The sequence below is a fragment of the Sphingobacterium paucimobilis HER1398 genome, from assembly GCF_000416985.1.
Taxonomy (GTDB): domain Bacteria; phylum Bacteroidota; class Bacteroidia; order Sphingobacteriales; family Sphingobacteriaceae; genus Sphingobacterium; species Sphingobacterium paucimobilis.
Genome location: NZ_ATDL01000015.1, coordinates 952,629 through 968,373, shown reverse-complemented (window position 1 = coordinate 968,373; position 15,745 = coordinate 952,629). Strand labels below are relative to the sequence as shown.

19 protein-coding genes are annotated in these 15,745 nt (G+C 40.6%); 3 read left to right on the top strand and 16 right to left on the bottom strand.

Features of this window, described 5'->3' with window-relative positions; all coding sequences use genetic code 11:
* Positions 1-37: 37 nt before the first annotated feature.
* The 7 genes from M472_RS36720 to M472_RS36690 form a co-directional block, all read right to left on the bottom strand.
* A complete protein-coding gene (locus tag M472_RS36720; RefSeq protein ID WP_021070969.1) occupies positions 38-499 on the bottom strand; it encodes an ATP-dependent zinc protease family protein in 462 nt (153 codons plus the stop codon).
* The gene (locus M472_RS36715) at positions 477-1,655 is read right to left on the bottom strand and encodes an AIR synthase related protein (RefSeq protein ID WP_021070968.1); all 1,179 of its coding nucleotides are present in this window, start codon (positions 1,653-1,655) and stop codon (positions 477-479) included. The genes M472_RS36720 and M472_RS36715 overlap by 23 nt, the downstream gene beginning before the upstream one ends.
* 112 nt (positions 1,656-1,767) lie before the next feature.
* Positions 1,768-2,253 carry a DNA-deoxyinosine glycosylase gene (locus M472_RS36710; protein WP_022829385.1) on the bottom strand — a complete coding sequence of 162 codons (486 nt, stop codon included), beginning with the start codon at positions 2,251-2,253 and terminating at the stop codon, positions 1,768-1,770.
* An 18-nt stretch (positions 2,254-2,271) separates the two neighbouring features.
* On the bottom strand, positions 2,272-2,763 hold the full coding sequence (gene rnhA / locus M472_RS36705; protein WP_021070966.1) for a ribonuclease HI: 492 nt from the start codon (positions 2,761-2,763) through the stop codon (positions 2,272-2,274).
* A gap of 130 nt (positions 2,764-2,893) precedes the next feature.
* A complete protein-coding gene (locus M472_RS36700; protein ID WP_021070965.1) occupies positions 2,894-3,532 on the bottom strand; it encodes a hypothetical protein in 639 nt (212 codons plus the stop codon).
* Positions 3,533-3,601: 69 nt separating this feature from the next.
* A complete protein-coding gene (lpxB, locus tag M472_RS36695) occupies positions 3,602-4,717 on the bottom strand; it encodes a lipid-A-disaccharide synthase (protein WP_021070964.1) in 1,116 nt (371 codons plus the stop codon).
* A 246-nt stretch (positions 4,718-4,963) separates the two neighbouring features.
* Positions 4,964-6,193 (bottom strand): porin, encoded by a 1,230-nt coding sequence (locus M472_RS36690; protein WP_021070963.1) that lies wholly within the window; start codon positions 6,191-6,193, stop codon positions 4,964-4,966.
* Between the two features lie 200 nt (positions 6,194-6,393).
* Here M472_RS36690 and dinB point away from each other — a divergent pair, with 200 nt between their 5' ends.
* Positions 6,394-7,488 carry a DNA polymerase IV gene (gene dinB / locus M472_RS36685; protein WP_021070962.1) on the top strand — a complete coding sequence of 365 codons (1,095 nt, stop codon included), beginning with the start codon at positions 6,394-6,396 and terminating at the stop codon, positions 7,486-7,488.
* 44 nt (positions 7,489-7,532) lie between these two features.
* Here the strand turns inward: dinB and M472_RS45255 are convergent, their stop codons facing one another.
* Genes M472_RS45255 through M472_RS36675 form a run of 3 tightly spaced genes read right to left on the bottom strand, consistent with a single transcriptional unit; the run spans position 7,533 to position 10,032 of the window.
* A complete protein-coding gene (locus M472_RS45255; protein ID WP_200859626.1) occupies positions 7,533-7,679 on the bottom strand; it encodes a FeoB-associated Cys-rich membrane protein in 147 nt (48 codons plus the stop codon).
* 11 nt (positions 7,680-7,690) lie between these two features.
* Entirely contained in the window at positions 7,691-9,793 is a 2,103-nt protein-coding gene (gene feoB, locus M472_RS36680; RefSeq protein WP_021070961.1) for a ferrous iron transport protein B, read from the bottom strand.
* The gene (locus M472_RS36675) at positions 9,793-10,032 is read right to left on the bottom strand and encodes a FeoA family protein (RefSeq protein ID WP_021070960.1); all 240 of its coding nucleotides are present in this window, start codon (positions 10,030-10,032) and stop codon (positions 9,793-9,795) included. The genes feoB and M472_RS36675 overlap by 1 nt, the downstream gene beginning before the upstream one ends.
* A 118-nt stretch (positions 10,033-10,150) precedes the next feature.
* On the opposite strand from M472_RS36675, the gene M472_RS36670 reads away from it, so the two are divergent.
* On the top strand, positions 10,151-10,606 hold the full coding sequence (locus tag M472_RS36670) for a MarR family winged helix-turn-helix transcriptional regulator (RefSeq protein WP_021070959.1): 456 nt from the start codon (positions 10,151-10,153) through the stop codon (positions 10,604-10,606).
* Between the two features lie 9 nt (positions 10,607-10,615).
* On the opposite strand, the gene M472_RS36665 is transcribed toward M472_RS36670, so the two are convergent.
* Together M472_RS36665 and M472_RS36660 are read right to left on the bottom strand one after the other, a co-directional pair.
* Positions 10,616-11,509 (bottom strand): ZIP family metal transporter, encoded by an 894-nt coding sequence (locus M472_RS36665; protein ID WP_022829383.1) that lies wholly within the window; start codon positions 11,507-11,509, stop codon positions 10,616-10,618.
* Between the two features lie 6 nt (positions 11,510-11,515).
* Positions 11,516-12,103 carry a phosphatase PAP2 family protein gene (locus M472_RS36660; protein ID WP_021070957.1) on the bottom strand — a complete coding sequence of 196 codons (588 nt, stop codon included), beginning with the start codon at positions 12,101-12,103 and terminating at the stop codon, positions 11,516-11,518.
* 194 nt (positions 12,104-12,297) lie between these two features.
* On the opposite strand from M472_RS36660, the gene glmM reads away from it, so the two are divergent.
* Positions 12,298-13,680: a phosphoglucosamine mutase gene (gene glmM, locus M472_RS36655; RefSeq protein WP_021070956.1), complete on the top strand. Its 1,383-nt coding sequence runs from the start codon at positions 12,298-12,300 to the stop codon at positions 13,678-13,680.
* A 37-nt stretch (positions 13,681-13,717) separates the two neighbouring features.
* Here glmM and M472_RS44995 read toward each other — a convergent pair whose 3' ends face one another.
* The 4 genes from M472_RS44995 to M472_RS36640 all read right to left on the bottom strand — a co-directional run bounded on the left by M472_RS44995 (position 13,718) and on the right by M472_RS36640 (position 15,742).
* On the bottom strand, positions 13,718-13,903 hold the full coding sequence (locus tag M472_RS44995) for a YqaE/Pmp3 family membrane protein (RefSeq protein ID WP_081643185.1): 186 nt from the start codon (positions 13,901-13,903) through the stop codon (positions 13,718-13,720).
* 19 nt (positions 13,904-13,922) lie between these two features.
* Complete coding sequence (locus tag M472_RS36650; RefSeq protein WP_021070955.1) at positions 13,923-14,216, bottom strand: DUF4342 domain-containing protein; 294 nt, start codon at positions 14,214-14,216, stop codon at positions 13,923-13,925.
* A gap of 138 nt (positions 14,217-14,354) precedes the next feature.
* Entirely contained in the window at positions 14,355-15,083 is a 729-nt protein-coding gene (locus M472_RS36645) for a tRNA threonylcarbamoyladenosine dehydratase (protein WP_021070954.1), read from the bottom strand.
* Positions 15,080-15,742: a TatD family hydrolase gene (locus M472_RS36640; protein ID WP_022829382.1), complete on the bottom strand. Its 663-nt coding sequence runs from the start codon at positions 15,740-15,742 to the stop codon at positions 15,080-15,082. Before M472_RS36640 ends, M472_RS36645 begins: the two co-directional genes overlap by 4 nt.
* Positions 15,743-15,745 lie beyond the last annotated feature (3 nt).

The window sequence follows — 15,745 nt, the reverse complement described above, 5'->3', positions numbered from 1 at the left end:
TTAAATATAAAACAAATGGGTAGGGTAAAAGGTTTGATTAAAAGCTGTTTCTAGCGAGCCTTTTTTTGGAAACATCCACGAGAAATTTGCCGCTGATAAAGTTTCTTCCCAGTAGCATAGGGTAAGACATAGAGGAACGATCCCTCAAAGACAATTTAATGTCGAAGAGCTGGTCGAACATTCGGACTTTGGTAAGAAATATATAACGCGTTTCTGTCTGTCCAAAGGAGCTTTTCACGACGCGCTCCCGATGTATAGGAAATGTCAAAGTTAAAATCTCTTCCTCCTCTAGGTGAGGCTTGATATGGCAGGTAATAAATCGGTGTCCATCCTTTTCTATGATTTCGAAGTCTTCACAGTGCAACACCGAGGTTTCTGCCCCGGTGTCAATCTTTGACTCAATATTGTACATTCCCAATTCTGGAAGATCTACAATTTCATGTCTGCCTATGATCAGCTTTTCTTTCACGCGTATCTTATTCGTAAATAAAGGTACCATAGGGAGAGCTGACAGTCACCTGCTTTTTATCGCTAGCTTCTACTCTTCCTATAATTTGCGCTGGTATGCCAAAGGATGTTGAAATCTGAATAATATCCTGTGCTATCTCCGCAGGAACATATAGTTCCATACGGTGTCCCATATTAAATACTTTGTACATTTCCTGCCAGTCTGTGTTAGACTCTTTCTGTATGAGATCGAATAGTGGTGGAATTGGGAAAAGGTTATCTTTTATAACATGGACATTGTCTACAAAATGAAGTACTTTTGTTTGTGCCCCACCTGAGCAGTGCACCATGCCGTCTATTTGTTTACGGTATTTGTCCAATATTACTTTTATAACGGGAGCATAGGTTCGTGTAGCAGAAAGAACTAGCTTTCCTGCTGTTACCTCTTCCCCCGTTTCTACTGTTATCATGTCTGTAAGAGCTTTTCCCCCCGAAAATATCAAGTCATAAGGCACGGCTGGATCAAAGCTTTCTGGATACTTCTCGGCCACATATTTGCTGAATACATCATGGCGAGCAGATGTAAGCCCGTTCGATCCCATTCCGCCATTGTACTCGGACTCGTAGGTTGCTTTACCATAAGAGGCTAGGCCTACTATGACATTGCCTTCTTTAATATTATGATTAGAGATTACATCTTCCCGTTTCATACGGCAGGTCACCGTACTGTCTACAATAATGGTGCGTACCAAATCGCCGACATCTGCAGTCTCACCTCCAGTAGAATATATGCCTATTCCAAGATCACGCAGGTTAGCGAGAATTTCTTCCGTTCCGTTGATGATTTCGGCAATGACTTCTCCTGGGATATTGTTTTTATTACGTCCAATAGTCGAAGATAAGATGATATTATCGATAGCTCCTACACAAAGTAAGTCATCTAGGTTCATGATGATAGCATCTTGAGCGATACCTTTCCATACCGATATATCACCAGTCTCTTTCCAGTAGACATAAGCGAGCGAAGACTTTGTACCAGCGCCATCTGCATGCATGATATTACACCACTCTGCATCTCCTCCCAAAATATCAGGAATAATCTTGCAGAAAGCTTGTGGGTATAAGCCCTTGTCTATATTCTTTATAGCGTTGTGTACGTCCTCTTTCCCTGCGGACACACCTCTTTGGTTGTATTTTAAGTCTGACATCTTGCCACAAAAATAAACATTGCTTATGATTATAACTAAAGTTTTTGCGTAACTATTTGTTTTTTGCGTTTAGGCTATGAAACATCCTCTAGATTACAAAGCAGTCCTTTATCTAATCTTTGTTTTTTAAGACCGACCAATGTCCTACGAGTTCTGGTAATGAATACTGTGCATTAGCGGGACTCGTGCTGGGAAGTACCTCGTATTGGACACTATCTAGCTTTTTAAAGTATTGTTCGTATAGGGATGCTGCTTTTTTGCCATTAAAGAATACGCGTCTTATGCTCGGGATATCCATCAATAGTCCTGGGATATCATTGGGAACTACTTGGCTTATTGCGGTGTCCATGCTCCCCGGACGTAATGCCGAATGACATACATCCCATAAAGCGATATGATGTTTATGGAGCAGTTCAAGACGATTGTTATAGACAATACTTGGAGCGGTGTCAAATAGTTGAAAGAGAACCTTCCAAAAGCGATTTTGAGGGTGTGCATAATACTGTGATTCGGCTAATGACACATCACCAGGTAGCGATCCCAAAATCAAAATTTCAGCATGTGGGGGACGTATAGGTGAAAATGAACTTTTGTGCATAGCTGTATTTAGAAACTCTTACTGTGCTTCCATTTCGAAAACTGAATCAATTTTCCAATTGGTTTTATCTTTTGAAGCAGAGACGGCAAGACGATCACAGCGTTCATTAAGAGGGTGTCCGGCATGACCTTTTACCCATACTAGTTTTATATCATGGATCTTATAAGATTGCATAAGGCGAAGCCACAGATCTTTATTTTTCTTGCCTTCGAACCCCTTTTTAATCCATCCAAATACCCATTTTTTATCTATAGCATCAATAACATATTTGGAGTCCGAAAAGACTGTTACTTTTTGTTTGATGTTTTTGAGCGCCTCTAGGCCAATGATTACAGCCATAAGCTCCATACGGTTGTTTGTTGTTTTTCGAAAACCTCCCGAGAATTCTTTCTCAATTAGTTTGCCCTGAAACTCTGGATTACTGCCGTTATAGATTGTTCGTAGTATTGTGCCATAGCCTCCAGGTCCAGGGTTGCCGCTAGAAGCACCGTCTGTGTAAAGTTCTATCATCGTCGCAAAAATACATTTATTAGGTGGACTTCAAAGGACGAGGTGTTTAATTTGTTGAGTCTTCCATCGTATAGATATTTCATAAGCATAGCATATCCTGAATAGAAAATGCTATGCTCCTAGAGTCGGTCTATCTACTGCTGATAGTTACCTTTCCCTCTTTTCCAGGTGATCCTGAGTAGATTTGGCCTTGCGGAAGGCCGCGTAGTCCCGGTGAGGATGTTGCAATTCTTGAGTAGATATTAGATATTTCCGAACTCGGTGTTACATGTAGCCCCCCAGGTGAGACATCTACAAAAAGATAGTTTTTCTGTTTTTTGTTTTCTGTTTGTGGTGTTATACCCGTAGGTTCATATACTAAGTTCACATTACCTGCATCCCCATTTGGATAGGTTCGTGTCCCATTATTAGCATCCTGGCCTCGCGCGATTACATAAAGCGAGCCTAATTTTGCAAAATTGATATCGATGTCAAAGTCAGAAGCATTGTTTTGTGCTCCCTGTCCCGAGATAAAAGCTCTATCGCCGATTTCCGCATGTTTGACAACCAGTTTTACATCTTTCTTTCCATAAAACTGAAGAGATGATCTATCCTTCATGATTAAAGTATCGATGTAAATAACAGTTGAAGAGTCACGGTCGTTGAAAATCTTCTTCTCCTTTTTGTTGAGTACTAGTTTTTCGAAACGCAGTTCGTTAGTCTGTCCAATTGCAATGGAACATAGCGCAATCATGAAAGCGATAAGTCCCGTTTTTTTGTTTACTTTCATCTGTTTGTCTTTTTTGTTATTAATAATTATTCCCCTTTATAAAAAGGGAATCTTACCTTATAATACAAGTTAGACTGCAGTTAGGTAGCTAAAGATTAATCTAGCTGTTTTTTCTGATGCACCTGGAGTTCCTAACTTTTCTGCTAATACGTCGTAGTTCTCTAAAATATTGTCCCTGTGTTCCTTCTCCGTGAGGATTTTTCCGATTTCATCCCGTATGCTTCCTGGATTACAGTCTTCTTGTATCAATTCGATTACAGATAAGTAATTGTTTATCAGATTCACTAGAGCAATGAATTTTACCTTAACCAGCTTACGGGCCAGCCATACGCTTACAGCATTAGCTTTATAAACAACTACCTGCGGTACTTTTAATATACCGGTTTCCAGGGTCGCTGTGCCACTGGTCACCACCGCCGCTTCTGCATTTTTGAGTAGATCATAGGTCTGGTTAAATACGACAGGTATCTCCATATCCCCAAGATAGTTTTGATAGTAAGAACTGTCGAAGTTAGGGGCTCCTGCGATCACTAATTGATGTTTTGGAAAGGCATAATACAGCTCGATCATGTTCGGTAATATCTGCTCAATCTCCATCTTCCGGCTACCTGGAAGTAATGCAATGACGGGGGCATCAGACAGATCATTGTCTGTCCGAAAATCGGGATTAAATGTATAATTGCTGATTGCATCCAATAGTGGATTACCCACATAGTCTACTTTCATCCCAAACCGCTTATAGAAGTCCACTTCAAAGGGGAGGATACAAAACATATGATCTACTATTTTCTTTATTTTATGAACTCGACCTTGGTTCCAAGCCCATATTTTTGGAGATATATAGTAGCAGGTCTTTATTTTATGCTGTTTGGCGAATGATGCTATTTTTAAGTTGAAGCCAGGAAAGTCGATGAGGATTACCGTATCAGGTCGAAACTCAAGGATGTCTTTTTTTACAGCCTGCAGGTTTTTACGTATGGTTCCAAGATTCTTGATTACTTCTACAAACCCCATGAAAGCCATTTCTGAGGTATGTATTAGCGCATCCTGACCTGCAGCCTGTTGCATCCCATCGCCGCCTACAATCTTGAATTCAGCATTAGAGTCTTCGTTTTTTAAGGCTCTGATAAGGTTGGCTCCATGTAGATCTCCCGATGTCTCTCCTGCTATAATATAGTACTTCATGTGTATATCGTCTGTTTATATGTAGACACCACTTCATCAATACAGATTATATTTTTTTAATACTTTATCCACATTGTAAGAGTAGTGAGCTTTTTTAAAGGTTAAAGATAAGTATTCTTTATTTAAGGATGTCTTCTGCTGTTCGATTCCATAATATTTAAGAGCATGCTCACCTTTTAATTTTTAGGCTGAGCATAAAAAAAGGCCAACATCCGTTGACCTTTTTTGTAAAGCATGTATTTTTATCTAGATTCCCAGTTCTACCTGAAACATTCCTCCCCATGAGTTCTTATTGTTCGAACTACCATAGTGACCATCTTTAACCATATAATTAGCATTGAGCTGGAATTTGAGGCGATGGGCTTTCATATATTTGGTGAGGCCGATTTCTAATACCTCTGTCTGCACTTCAAAATTGGATATCTGCTGGTGCGGCTTTAGGTAGGTGTAGCGCCCCGCTATTTCATACCCGTGGTTCAATAGATATGAGGTCTGTTGGTTCAAGCCCCAGCCTTTGTATGCATAAGTATCCTCTGGTTTGTCGCCCGTTGTTGTGTTCAATGGGTTATCTACATCTCGACGCATATATTCTGCTTGATAGGCAAACCCTTGGTATTTGAATATGGCATCGGCAAAGGCTGTTTTTAAAGTAAAAGGATCCTGGACATACCTTCCCGTTTGTCCACCTTCTCGTATCGTTCTGTCATTATAGCTATAGCCCCCACCAAGAGACAGTTTTGGTCTTTTTTCCCGTTCGATATCACCTTCCGAATAGTCGCCGTCATTAGTAAAATCACCAAAAGGTAAAAACTCTACACGTCCAGTATAAGCTAGGCCATCGTCTGTTGAGTTGGCTGGTCTACCTTCTCCTGTAGATATCGCTGCTTTTGCGTTGATAGGCATAGCGCCGAGCTTCTTGCTTAGGTTGAAACTCAAACCAAAATCCCGGTCTATTGTAAAGTTGGAATTGACCAAGGATCTGTCCGCAAACTGAAGAGAACCCGAAGAGTTGACCCGTTGTCTGTTTCCAGGCAGTTTGTTTTGACCAAAGGAAATATAGAAATCGTCCGAAAAATTATAAAATATTACTGCATCACGCACGATGTTAGGGATCCCTGTGTCATCAAAGTCTTGGTCACTTCTAGTAAATGCCAGTTGAACCGAATAAGATATCTTCGGGGTGTAGATATATCCATCCATACGCATGCGTAGTCTACGTATTCTAGCGTCAAATTTTCCGTTGTTTTCGCCATCTAATACATTACTATAACCCAGTCTATTTTGCATTCTAAACCTAAAGTTGGTATAGAACAGAGAATCCTTAGAGGTGTATTGGATCCCTTTAAAATTGAGAATTGTCGCACGATCATCCCGCTCTTGAGCCTGTAAACTACCAAGACCTAAAAACAAAAGCAAAGAAGCTACTATTAAAGTTTTTTTACGGGAAAAAAACATTTGAAAATTGTGGTACTGCATTGTTATTCCTTAAATTTAAAATCTAATTTGGGTGTATGGTATTAAGCCTTTATATCTTAACATTAATTTTACGCAAATATAAGATTAATGCGTAGAAGACAAAGGTTTAAAGGTTAAGGTAATTATTTTATAACACTCACTTAACACTGGCTTAATGTTATAAGGAAGTCAACACTATTGAAATGTAATAGGCAAGTAGAATGAGGAAGATCATCCACATTGATATGGATTCTTTTTATGCATCGGTTGAGCAACGGGACTTTCCTGAACTGAGAGGTAAAGCGATCGCAGTAGGAGGTTCGCCAGATGGACGGGGAGTGGTGGCCACTTCCAGTTATGAAGCAAGAAAGTTCGGTGTTAAGTCTGCCATGTCTTCAAGGCAGGCCTTACAGTTATGTCCGGATATTATATTCGTATTTCCACGGTTCGATGTCTATAAAGAGGTTTCGATACGTATCCGCGAAATTTTCAGGCGTTATACTGATCTTATCGAACCTCTTTCGCTGGACGAGGCTTATCTGGATGTAACTGAGGATAAAAAGGGAATCGGTTCCGCTATAGACATCGCTAAAGAAATAAAGGCCGCAATCAAGGGCGAGCTTAATCTGACCGCTTCAGCAGGAGTTTCGGTCAATAAATTTATAGCAAAGATCGCTTCTGACTATAACAAGCCCGATGGATTGACCTTTATTGGGCCTTCAAAGGTTGTGAAATTCTTGGAGTCTTTGCCTATTGAACGCTTTTTTGGAGTAGGCAAGGTGACTGCCGAAAAAATGAAGGGAAAGGGAATACATTGCGGACTTGACTTAAAAATGTTTTCCGAGGCGCAGCTGATAAAGGATTTTGGTAAGTCCGGAAGCTTTTTTTATAATATGGTCAGGGGCAATGACGAACGCCCAGTGCGCCCTAACCGCGTAGCCAAATCTATTAGTGTAGAGGATACTTTCGAGCGTGATATCTTCGATCTCGATCAGATGAAGGAAGAGTTAGACCTGCTTTGTTTGAAATTGAGCAATAGGATAGATTTAAAATCAGTAGCCGGAAGGACTCTTACCTTAAAGGTAAAGTTTGCCGATTTTACCTTACTGACGAGGAGCTATACCGGAGTCCATTTTTTATCCTCCTATCAGCAGTTGAAAGAAGAGGCGGGATTGCTTTTGGATAAGGTTGATTTTGAAGATCGTAAAGTGAGGTTATTGGGAGTTACGATATCCAATTTTTTTGAACATGAGTTTGATGGACCGCGGAATGGTCAATTGAGTTTGTTTGACGATAGTAACTACAGAACCTTATAAAAAAAGCGCGCTAGATCTTTAAGATACTAACGCGCCAACATTTTTTAGTTTTGGGCTTTTTCAGTGAAACTACAGCCACAGCCTTTACCACAGCCACCGCTTTTTGTTTTTGATGGCAAGAACTTTTTAACCATAAATACGATTGCAATAATAAAAACAAGTGCTATTATAGCGTATTGAATGTACATCATAGCTTAAATATTTATTTTAACAGTTGATACGCAATCAAGGCTGCGATATACGCTAGTCCTGTCATAAATCCTGCTTGGATCAATGTCCACTTCCATGATCCCGTCTCTCTCTTAACAACGCCAATTGTCGCCATACATTGCATCGCAAATGCATAAAATAATAAAAGTGAGATGCCTGATGCAAGATTATAGGTTGGCTGACCTGTATTTCGGTTTATTTCGGACTTCATACGGGTAAAGAGCGTTTGTTTTTGCTCATCATCTTCAATGTCTAGATCTTCTCCCAATGAATAGACTACAGCTACCGTTCCGACAAATACTTCACGTGCTGCAAATGAAGCTATTAAGCCGATTCCTATTTTCCAGTCATAGCCTAGAGGTCTGATCGCAGGTTCAATACCTCTACCTAAATAACCTAGATAGGAATATTCTGTCTTATAGGCCGAAATTTCATCTGCCACTTGCTCTTCCGTAAAGTGTGGGTTTTCCTGTACAATGTATTTTTCCGGCTCCGAGAATTTGTCGTTAGGGCCAAAGTTGCCTAATACCCAAAGGATAATCGATATGGCGAGTATAATCTTACCTGCACCGAATAAAAAGCTCGAAGATTTTTCCCATACTGTATTCAGTACGTTTTTCCAATCCGGCATTTTATAAGTCGGTAATTCAAAAATCAAGTACGAGTTACGTACCGATTTAATAATCTTGTTGAGTATTAGCGCCGAGAATAGAGCAGCTACGATACCAAGGATATACATCGCAAATAAAACTATACCTTGTACATTGAACCCTAGAAAATCCGTGTCAGGTATGACCAAGCCTATGATTACCACGTAAATCGGTAGTCGGGCCGAACAGGTCATAAACGGTGTCACCAACATCGTCAAGAGACGCTCCTTGGGGTTTTCAATATTTCGGGCAGACATTACCGCAGGTATTGCGCATGCTACGCCCGACATTAATGGAATCACAGACTTACCATTTAGGCCGAATGGTTTTAACCAACGGTCCATTAAAAAGACCACACGGCTCATATATCCCGTTTCTTCCATCAAGGATATAAAAAGGAATAAGATAATGATCTGTGGGAGGAAAATTACGATACCTCCGATTCCTGCGATGACTCCATTCACCATGAGGTCAGCCAAGGGGCCTTCAGGGAGTAGAGCTGCCGCAGATTGACCTAGACTTGCAAAAAGCTCATCTACACCATCCATCAATGGGCCAGACCAAGTGTATATAGCTTGGAATATCAAAAATAGCAGTCCGAAAAAGATAATATATCCATACACAGGGTGGATTAGTATATTATCTATTTTTTCCGTGATACTAAGCTTTTTGTTCTCTTTTTTCTGGAGGATTGGCTTTAGATCGTTATTAATCTTTTCTTGACGCAGGATTGCTTCCGCTTTTTGCAGCTGCTGTATGTTGATGTCATACTTGCTTCTTATGGCGGATAGTTTGTTGTTTTCTTCTTCTGATAGAACTTTAATATTTTCTTGGGCCAAATATTGCCAGGTCCGATATTCGGTTTCCAATGGAAATATTTTTTTCGCTTCATCAAGCGGCTGTTGATAGTTTACAGGAAGGGGTAGGCTATTGAAATAAGGACCTGCCTGTATATCGAAATTTTGAATCAGGTTGTCTACCCCCTCTCCAGTACGGGCATTCGTTTTGAAAACAGTAGTCTTTAGGTAACTTTCTAACCCCGCATGGTCGATTTGGATGCCCTTATCTTCAATTTCGTCCATCATGTTCAGCACGAATATTGCCGGAAGACCAGATTCACGTACCTGTTGATACAGTACGATTCCTCTATTTATCGTACTTGGTTCGGAAACGACGACGACAAGATCAGGAGCACCATTTACGCTTTTGTTGGTCAGTGTATTGAATACAACTTCTTCGTCCAAGGAATTGGGAAATAGGGTGTATGTACCTGGTAGATCAATGACCTTATACTCTTTATCGCCTTTTTTTGCTGTTCCTTCTCTTTTCTCGACAGTGATTCCGGGATAGTTTCCTACTTTTTGGTTAAGCTTTGTTATACGGTTGAACAGGGACGTCTTGCCTACATTGGGATTCCCTAATAATGCTATTGTCTTATTCTTCATTATATTTTATTTGTCAGAATTAAAGAGGCTTCTGACTTTCTGATTGCTACTAAGGTATTGTCTTGAATAATGTTAATACAGATGGGGCCATGCAACGGAGCTTTATGCTTGATTTGTATAGCAGTACCCGGGGTAAAACCCAGTTCGTAAAACTTGGCTGGCAGATCATCTTTTTCAAAAGAGTGAATAATTGCCTTTTCACCTTTTTTTAGTTTATCCAGTGAGATTTTATTTTGCATTATTTTTGTAACTTTAGATGATTTCAATACCTCGAAATCCCCCAAATATAGGTAAAAGGAGTGAATGTAGAGGTCTTGATTCTGTCACATAGTTGTTTTATTTAGATTTATTAAAAGCATGGGGATTGAGGATCGGATTAAGACTAGTCGATTTCAGGATGATTGGCATAAGGCCACGATTAATATTCTTTATACCAATAATTGGTTGAGTAATCTGTTGGAGGACAGAGCAAGTAGAAAGAGTATTACCCTGCAGCAATTTAATGTACTTCGTATCTTACGTGGACAATACCCCAAGCCTGCTTCCAATTCTACTATCCGTGAACGTATGATAAATACTACGCCTGATATTTCGAGGTTAGTTGAGCGGATAGTGACCAAGGGGCTAGTGACCCGTACCAAGAATAAGGCTGATAAACGGGCGGTAGACCTCCTTATTACAGAAAAAGGCCTCCAACTCTTAGAAGAATTAGAGGCCGATATGAATCTTTCTACGATATTATCCAAAAATCTTACGGCACAAGAGGCACAGCTTTTGAGCGACTTGCTGGACAAAATGCGTGGCGAAGTTTAATCCACATGATTAGTGCTGATGTCCTTTGTGGTCATCATGCTTATGCGTTTCGTCTTTACTATGGTCATGTCCGTGATCATGTCCATCATGGTTGTGGTCATGTGTGCCATCTGTATGCTCATGGTCGTGACCATCATGGTTATGGTGTTCATGTCCATGTGCACCATGACTGTGGTCGTGTGGCAACAAAAAGGTAGTAAGTGATACAGCCAAACCTAAGAATACAGCAGCCATTTTCTTCTTGTTAAATTTATGGTGATCTGCAGATCCAGACTCAAATAATATGGTCGTCGAGATATGTAAGAATATACCGATTACTACAGCCATTATTTTATCAAAATGTTGAGAAATGTTTCCGATTTCTCCTTCGCTTAGTACCGAACTTGTAATAAATCCTAGCGGCGTCATCGCGGCAAAGATTACTAACATAATGATGATAGTCTGTTTTTTAACTGTAGAGCTCAATAGTAAACTACCTAGTGCAAACGCCGCGGGGATATGATGGATCGCAATGCCAAATACAAGTTTGGTCTGCTGTCCCGATATAAGCGGCATCCCTTCCAAGAATGCATGGAGACATAGACTGATCATGATTCCTAATGGAAATCCCGTGTTTTCGTGATGATGGATATGTCCGTGTTCTATTCCCTGGGAGAACTGTTCCAAAAGCAATTGGAAAATAAAACCACCCAATATATATAGGCCGATTACTTCTGGACTTGTTGTATTGGCATGATATACATGGGGGATTAAGTGTAATACCGTAATCGCAAATAGGTAAGCTCCACTAAAGGAGAGTATCAATTTGAGATAATTCGTATTATCACGTTTGACAAAAAACACTGCCATACCACTAATGAAGGCAGACAGGAATAAAATAGCTACAATTAAAGTAAAGCTCATATAGTATTATGTTGTTGGAATTGTTTCCTTAGAGAAAGCGGGTACGAAGCGCCTGAACAGGTTCCCGTTAAGAATTCCGATCAAGCTTCCCAACAGCGCGCCGCAGAGTATGTCAAAGGGATAATGTACCCCTACATAGATTTGAGAAATTGAAATAAGGGAAGCCCAAAGTATACATAGCCATAGTGTATGCTTCCATTTTCTCCGAAATAGTACAATCCAGAAGAATGCCATCGCAAAATGATTCGTAGCATGCGAGCTGGTAAAGCTAAACCCAGATCCACATCTCACACGTAGATTGATATCGTGTTTGAATTCGATATCATTGCAGGGACGTATACGTTTGACATTCTTCTTGATCAAGTGCGAAGAGATGCCGTCGGATATTCCTGCGTTTATCAATGTACATAGTACGATGAGTATACCTATTTTTCCGTAGTGCTTGATGAAAAAGATTACGACAAAGAGGTATAGTGGAGCCCAGGTGAATGGATTTCGTAAAATAGGTAATAACCAGTCAAATACCGGGTTGCTCATACCTTGGTTTATCAGCAAGAAGATCTCTTTATCTATATCAATTATTTGTTGCCACATAAGGTTATTGTTATTTGTGTAAGAAAAGCTAAAAATACATATATTGCTATAAAAACAGAAAACTGATTTTTATCGACTCATCAAAATACACAAAGTTGCAACAAAGATATGTTTTTAATTTTATATCCTATCAATATACTTGTATTTATTTTGGAATAGCTTATTTTTACCGTTCATTATAATTAATCAAGTATATGACTTTAATAAAATCTATTTCGGGAATTCGCGGTACGATAGGTGGGCGTGCAGGAGAAGGGCTGACGCCAATTGATATTGTCAAGTTTACGGCTTCTTTTGGTAAGATCCTGATGCAGAGTACTGGGAACAAGAAAATTGTTGTTGGTAGAGATGCTCGCGAGTCTGGAGAGATGGTTAATAATTTAGTTGTTGGTACATTGCAGAGCATCGGAGCTGAAGTTGTTGATTTAGGACTTTCTACGACGCCGACTGTGGAGATAGCCGTTCCTTTAGAGAGAGCAGCAGGTGGTATTATATTGACTGCTTCCCATAATCCCGGGCAATGGAATGCGTTGAAATTATTAAATGCTAAAGGCGAGTTTATTTCTGATGCCGAAGGACAGGAGGTGTTGAGTCTTGGCGAAAGTCTGGATTTTGATTTTGCAGAAGTGCAAGATCTGGGAAAAGTAGTGAATGATAGCAGCTATCTTCAAAAACATATCGATGCGGTATTAGCATTAGAATACGTTGATGTTGAAGCAATCAAAGCGGCGCGATTTAAAGTCGCTGTCGATGCGGTAAATAGTACAGGTGGGATTTTTATTCCAGCTTTGCTAGAAGCCTTGGGTGTAGAGGTTATCTATAAAATACATTGTGAGCCAAATGGCAAGTTCCCACACAACCCAGAACCGCTAAAAGAGCATCTGACCGACCTTTCGGAAGCGGTAATGACGAATAAGGCCGATTTGGGGATTGCAGTGGATCCAGATGTAGACCGTTTGGTATTTATGATGGAAGATGGAGAGCTTTTTGGAGAAGAGTATACCCTGGTTGCTGTTGCCGATTATATCTTGTCGCAACAAAAAGGGAATACAGTTTCCAATCTATCTTCGACACGTGCTTTGCGCGATGTCACCGTGCGTCATGGAGGCGAGTACTTTGCCGCAGCTGTTGGAGAGGTGAATGTCGTGACCAAGATGAAAGAGGTGGCTGCTGTGATTGGTGGCGAGGGCAATGGTGGCGTGATCTATCCTGCATCGCATTACGGACGTGATGCCTTGGTCGGTGTGGCGATTTTCTTGACACATCTAGCGAAGATGGGCAAGAAGGTTTCGACTTATAGAGCCGAACTACCACAGTATTTCATGTCTAAAAATAAAATAACCCTAACCCCGGGGTTAGATATCGATGGATTGTTGGCAAAGATGCAGGCTAAGTATGCACATGAGCAACATTCTACGGTCGATGGTCTGAAGATTGATTTTGAAAATGAGTGGGTACACTTGCGGAAGTCAAATACGGAGCCAATTATCCGTATCTACTCCGAGGGGCCTACACCTGAAGCTGCGGAAGCGATAGCGCAGAAGATAATCAGAGAGATCGAAGAGATCATCTCTTAAAGTAAAGAAAAAGCCTTCGATTACGAAGGCTTTTTCTTTAGCATCTATTTAGACGATCGATTCGCTGCTTGTTCTTTGCATCCAGTCGGGATGCTACTGCCCATATTGCAGCGGGCAACCAGCCTATTAAGGTTATCTGTAGTACTAAACATAATATTCCCGAGAAAATCTTCCCCCTCAGAAAGAAGGAAAGCCAAGGAAATAATACAGCAATCAATATCATTTTATCTGTTCTGTTAAAATTAAATTACGGGATTATCTTCTTGTTCTGTTTCCTCGTTGTTTTCTTTGGACTCGGCATCTTTACGCTCGACGATGATTTTACACTCTGCGATTACAGCTGCCAATGCACCGACCGCCGCAAAAATAGGAGCTAGGATGAGCCCTACGATTCCGATAGTCACCGGAAAGCTGATTATTTCCTTTTCATGCTTATCAGCGATAGTGATTTTCGTCACATTACCATCGTTGATCAGTTCTTTGATTTTCTTTAATAGGTTCTCTCCGGAGATATTATAAGTTTCTTTGAATGCCATGATTTCTCTTTTTTAAATTTATGTCCTTTGTTTCTATGTTATCAAAGATAGGAGAGAATATATGGCCAGCCCACCCTAAGTAGGTAAACCTAGGCAGATTTTCGGTGAAAAATATATTTTTATCGGTGTGTTTCCCGGTTATGCTTCTTTTCCGATCAGCTCGCGAATAGCCACAGAGGCAATTGCTCCTCCAAATGCAGCAGGCAGGTAGGACATTGTCCCGTAAGCCGATTTTTTAAAGTTACTGCCATCCGTATAGATCAACGAAGATTTTTCCGGTAATTCCGTAGAGAATGCGACCTTTACACCTTCACGGATATCGTGTTTACGTAGTTTTTTGCGGATATGTAAAGCTAGTTTACAGTTATAGGATTTACTGATATCGGCAATTTGTATTTTTGTAGGATCTACTTTTCCACCGGCTCCCATCGAACTGACAAAAGGAATCTTTGCAGCATAGGCGCGTCGGATCAAAAATAGTTTAGGTGTGATACTATCTATGGCTTCGACGATATAATCAGGTTTGGCTTCCAATAGAGTTTCCAGGCGTTCCGGGATAATGAACTCCTCTAGTACAGTGAGGTCTAGCTCTGGGTTGATATCCAGCAAACGCTGTTTCATGATCTGCGCCTTAGAAATTCCGTGGTTGGTAGCTAGTGCTGGCAACTGTCGGTTGCGGTTTGTAGGATCTACCGTGTCTCCATCTATAATTGTCATTTTTCCTACACCTCCACGACAGATAAATTCGGCAGCATAAGAGCCTACACCTCCAAGTCCCAATACCATTACGTGCGATGAGGCTAGTTTTTCTAAAGCCTCGCGGCCTATCAAAGCTTCCGTTCTAGATAACCACGATAAATCTTTCATTCTTCAATCCTGTAATTAAATACTCGCTCAAAATTGTCCATTAACTGTTGCTTTAGTACGACGAGAGGAAGTTTTCGAGCGGCACAAAAGTAAGAAAAAATAGCTACTATATCGATCGCTTTATCATCTGTTTCTAGGAATACCCTGTCCAATGGGATTTCGGAGATCAAGGCGTCCTGTCTACCATTAAGGATATCTGCTCCTAGGCTCAGGTAGTAACCTGCATCGAGCAGTTGTTTTGCCAGTTTTATGTTTTTGTTGAAGCCGTGAAATATTACAGGGAGATCGAATTGTTGTACCCGTAGTAATTGGGTGATCTCCTGATAAGATCTTACACTATGTAGGAGGAGTGGTTTACCCACTTTCTTTGCTAATTTGATTTGCCCCTCAAAAATACCTACTTGTAGATCCCAATCCGTATTGCAGTGTTTGTCCAATCCACACTCACCGATACCGATTACCTGAGGGGTGCCTACTGCAATCTCTAATAGTTGCCATTGTAAGCTAGGGTCAGCATCTATATACCAGGGATGTATACCTGCCGTGTATAGACTTTCATTATCCATCGCCTCCTGCCCTATAATATAGTTCAGGACGCGTAGGGTATTTCGGTACGGTGTGATACTATGCGTATGTATGTCTAAAAAAGGTAGAGACATCGG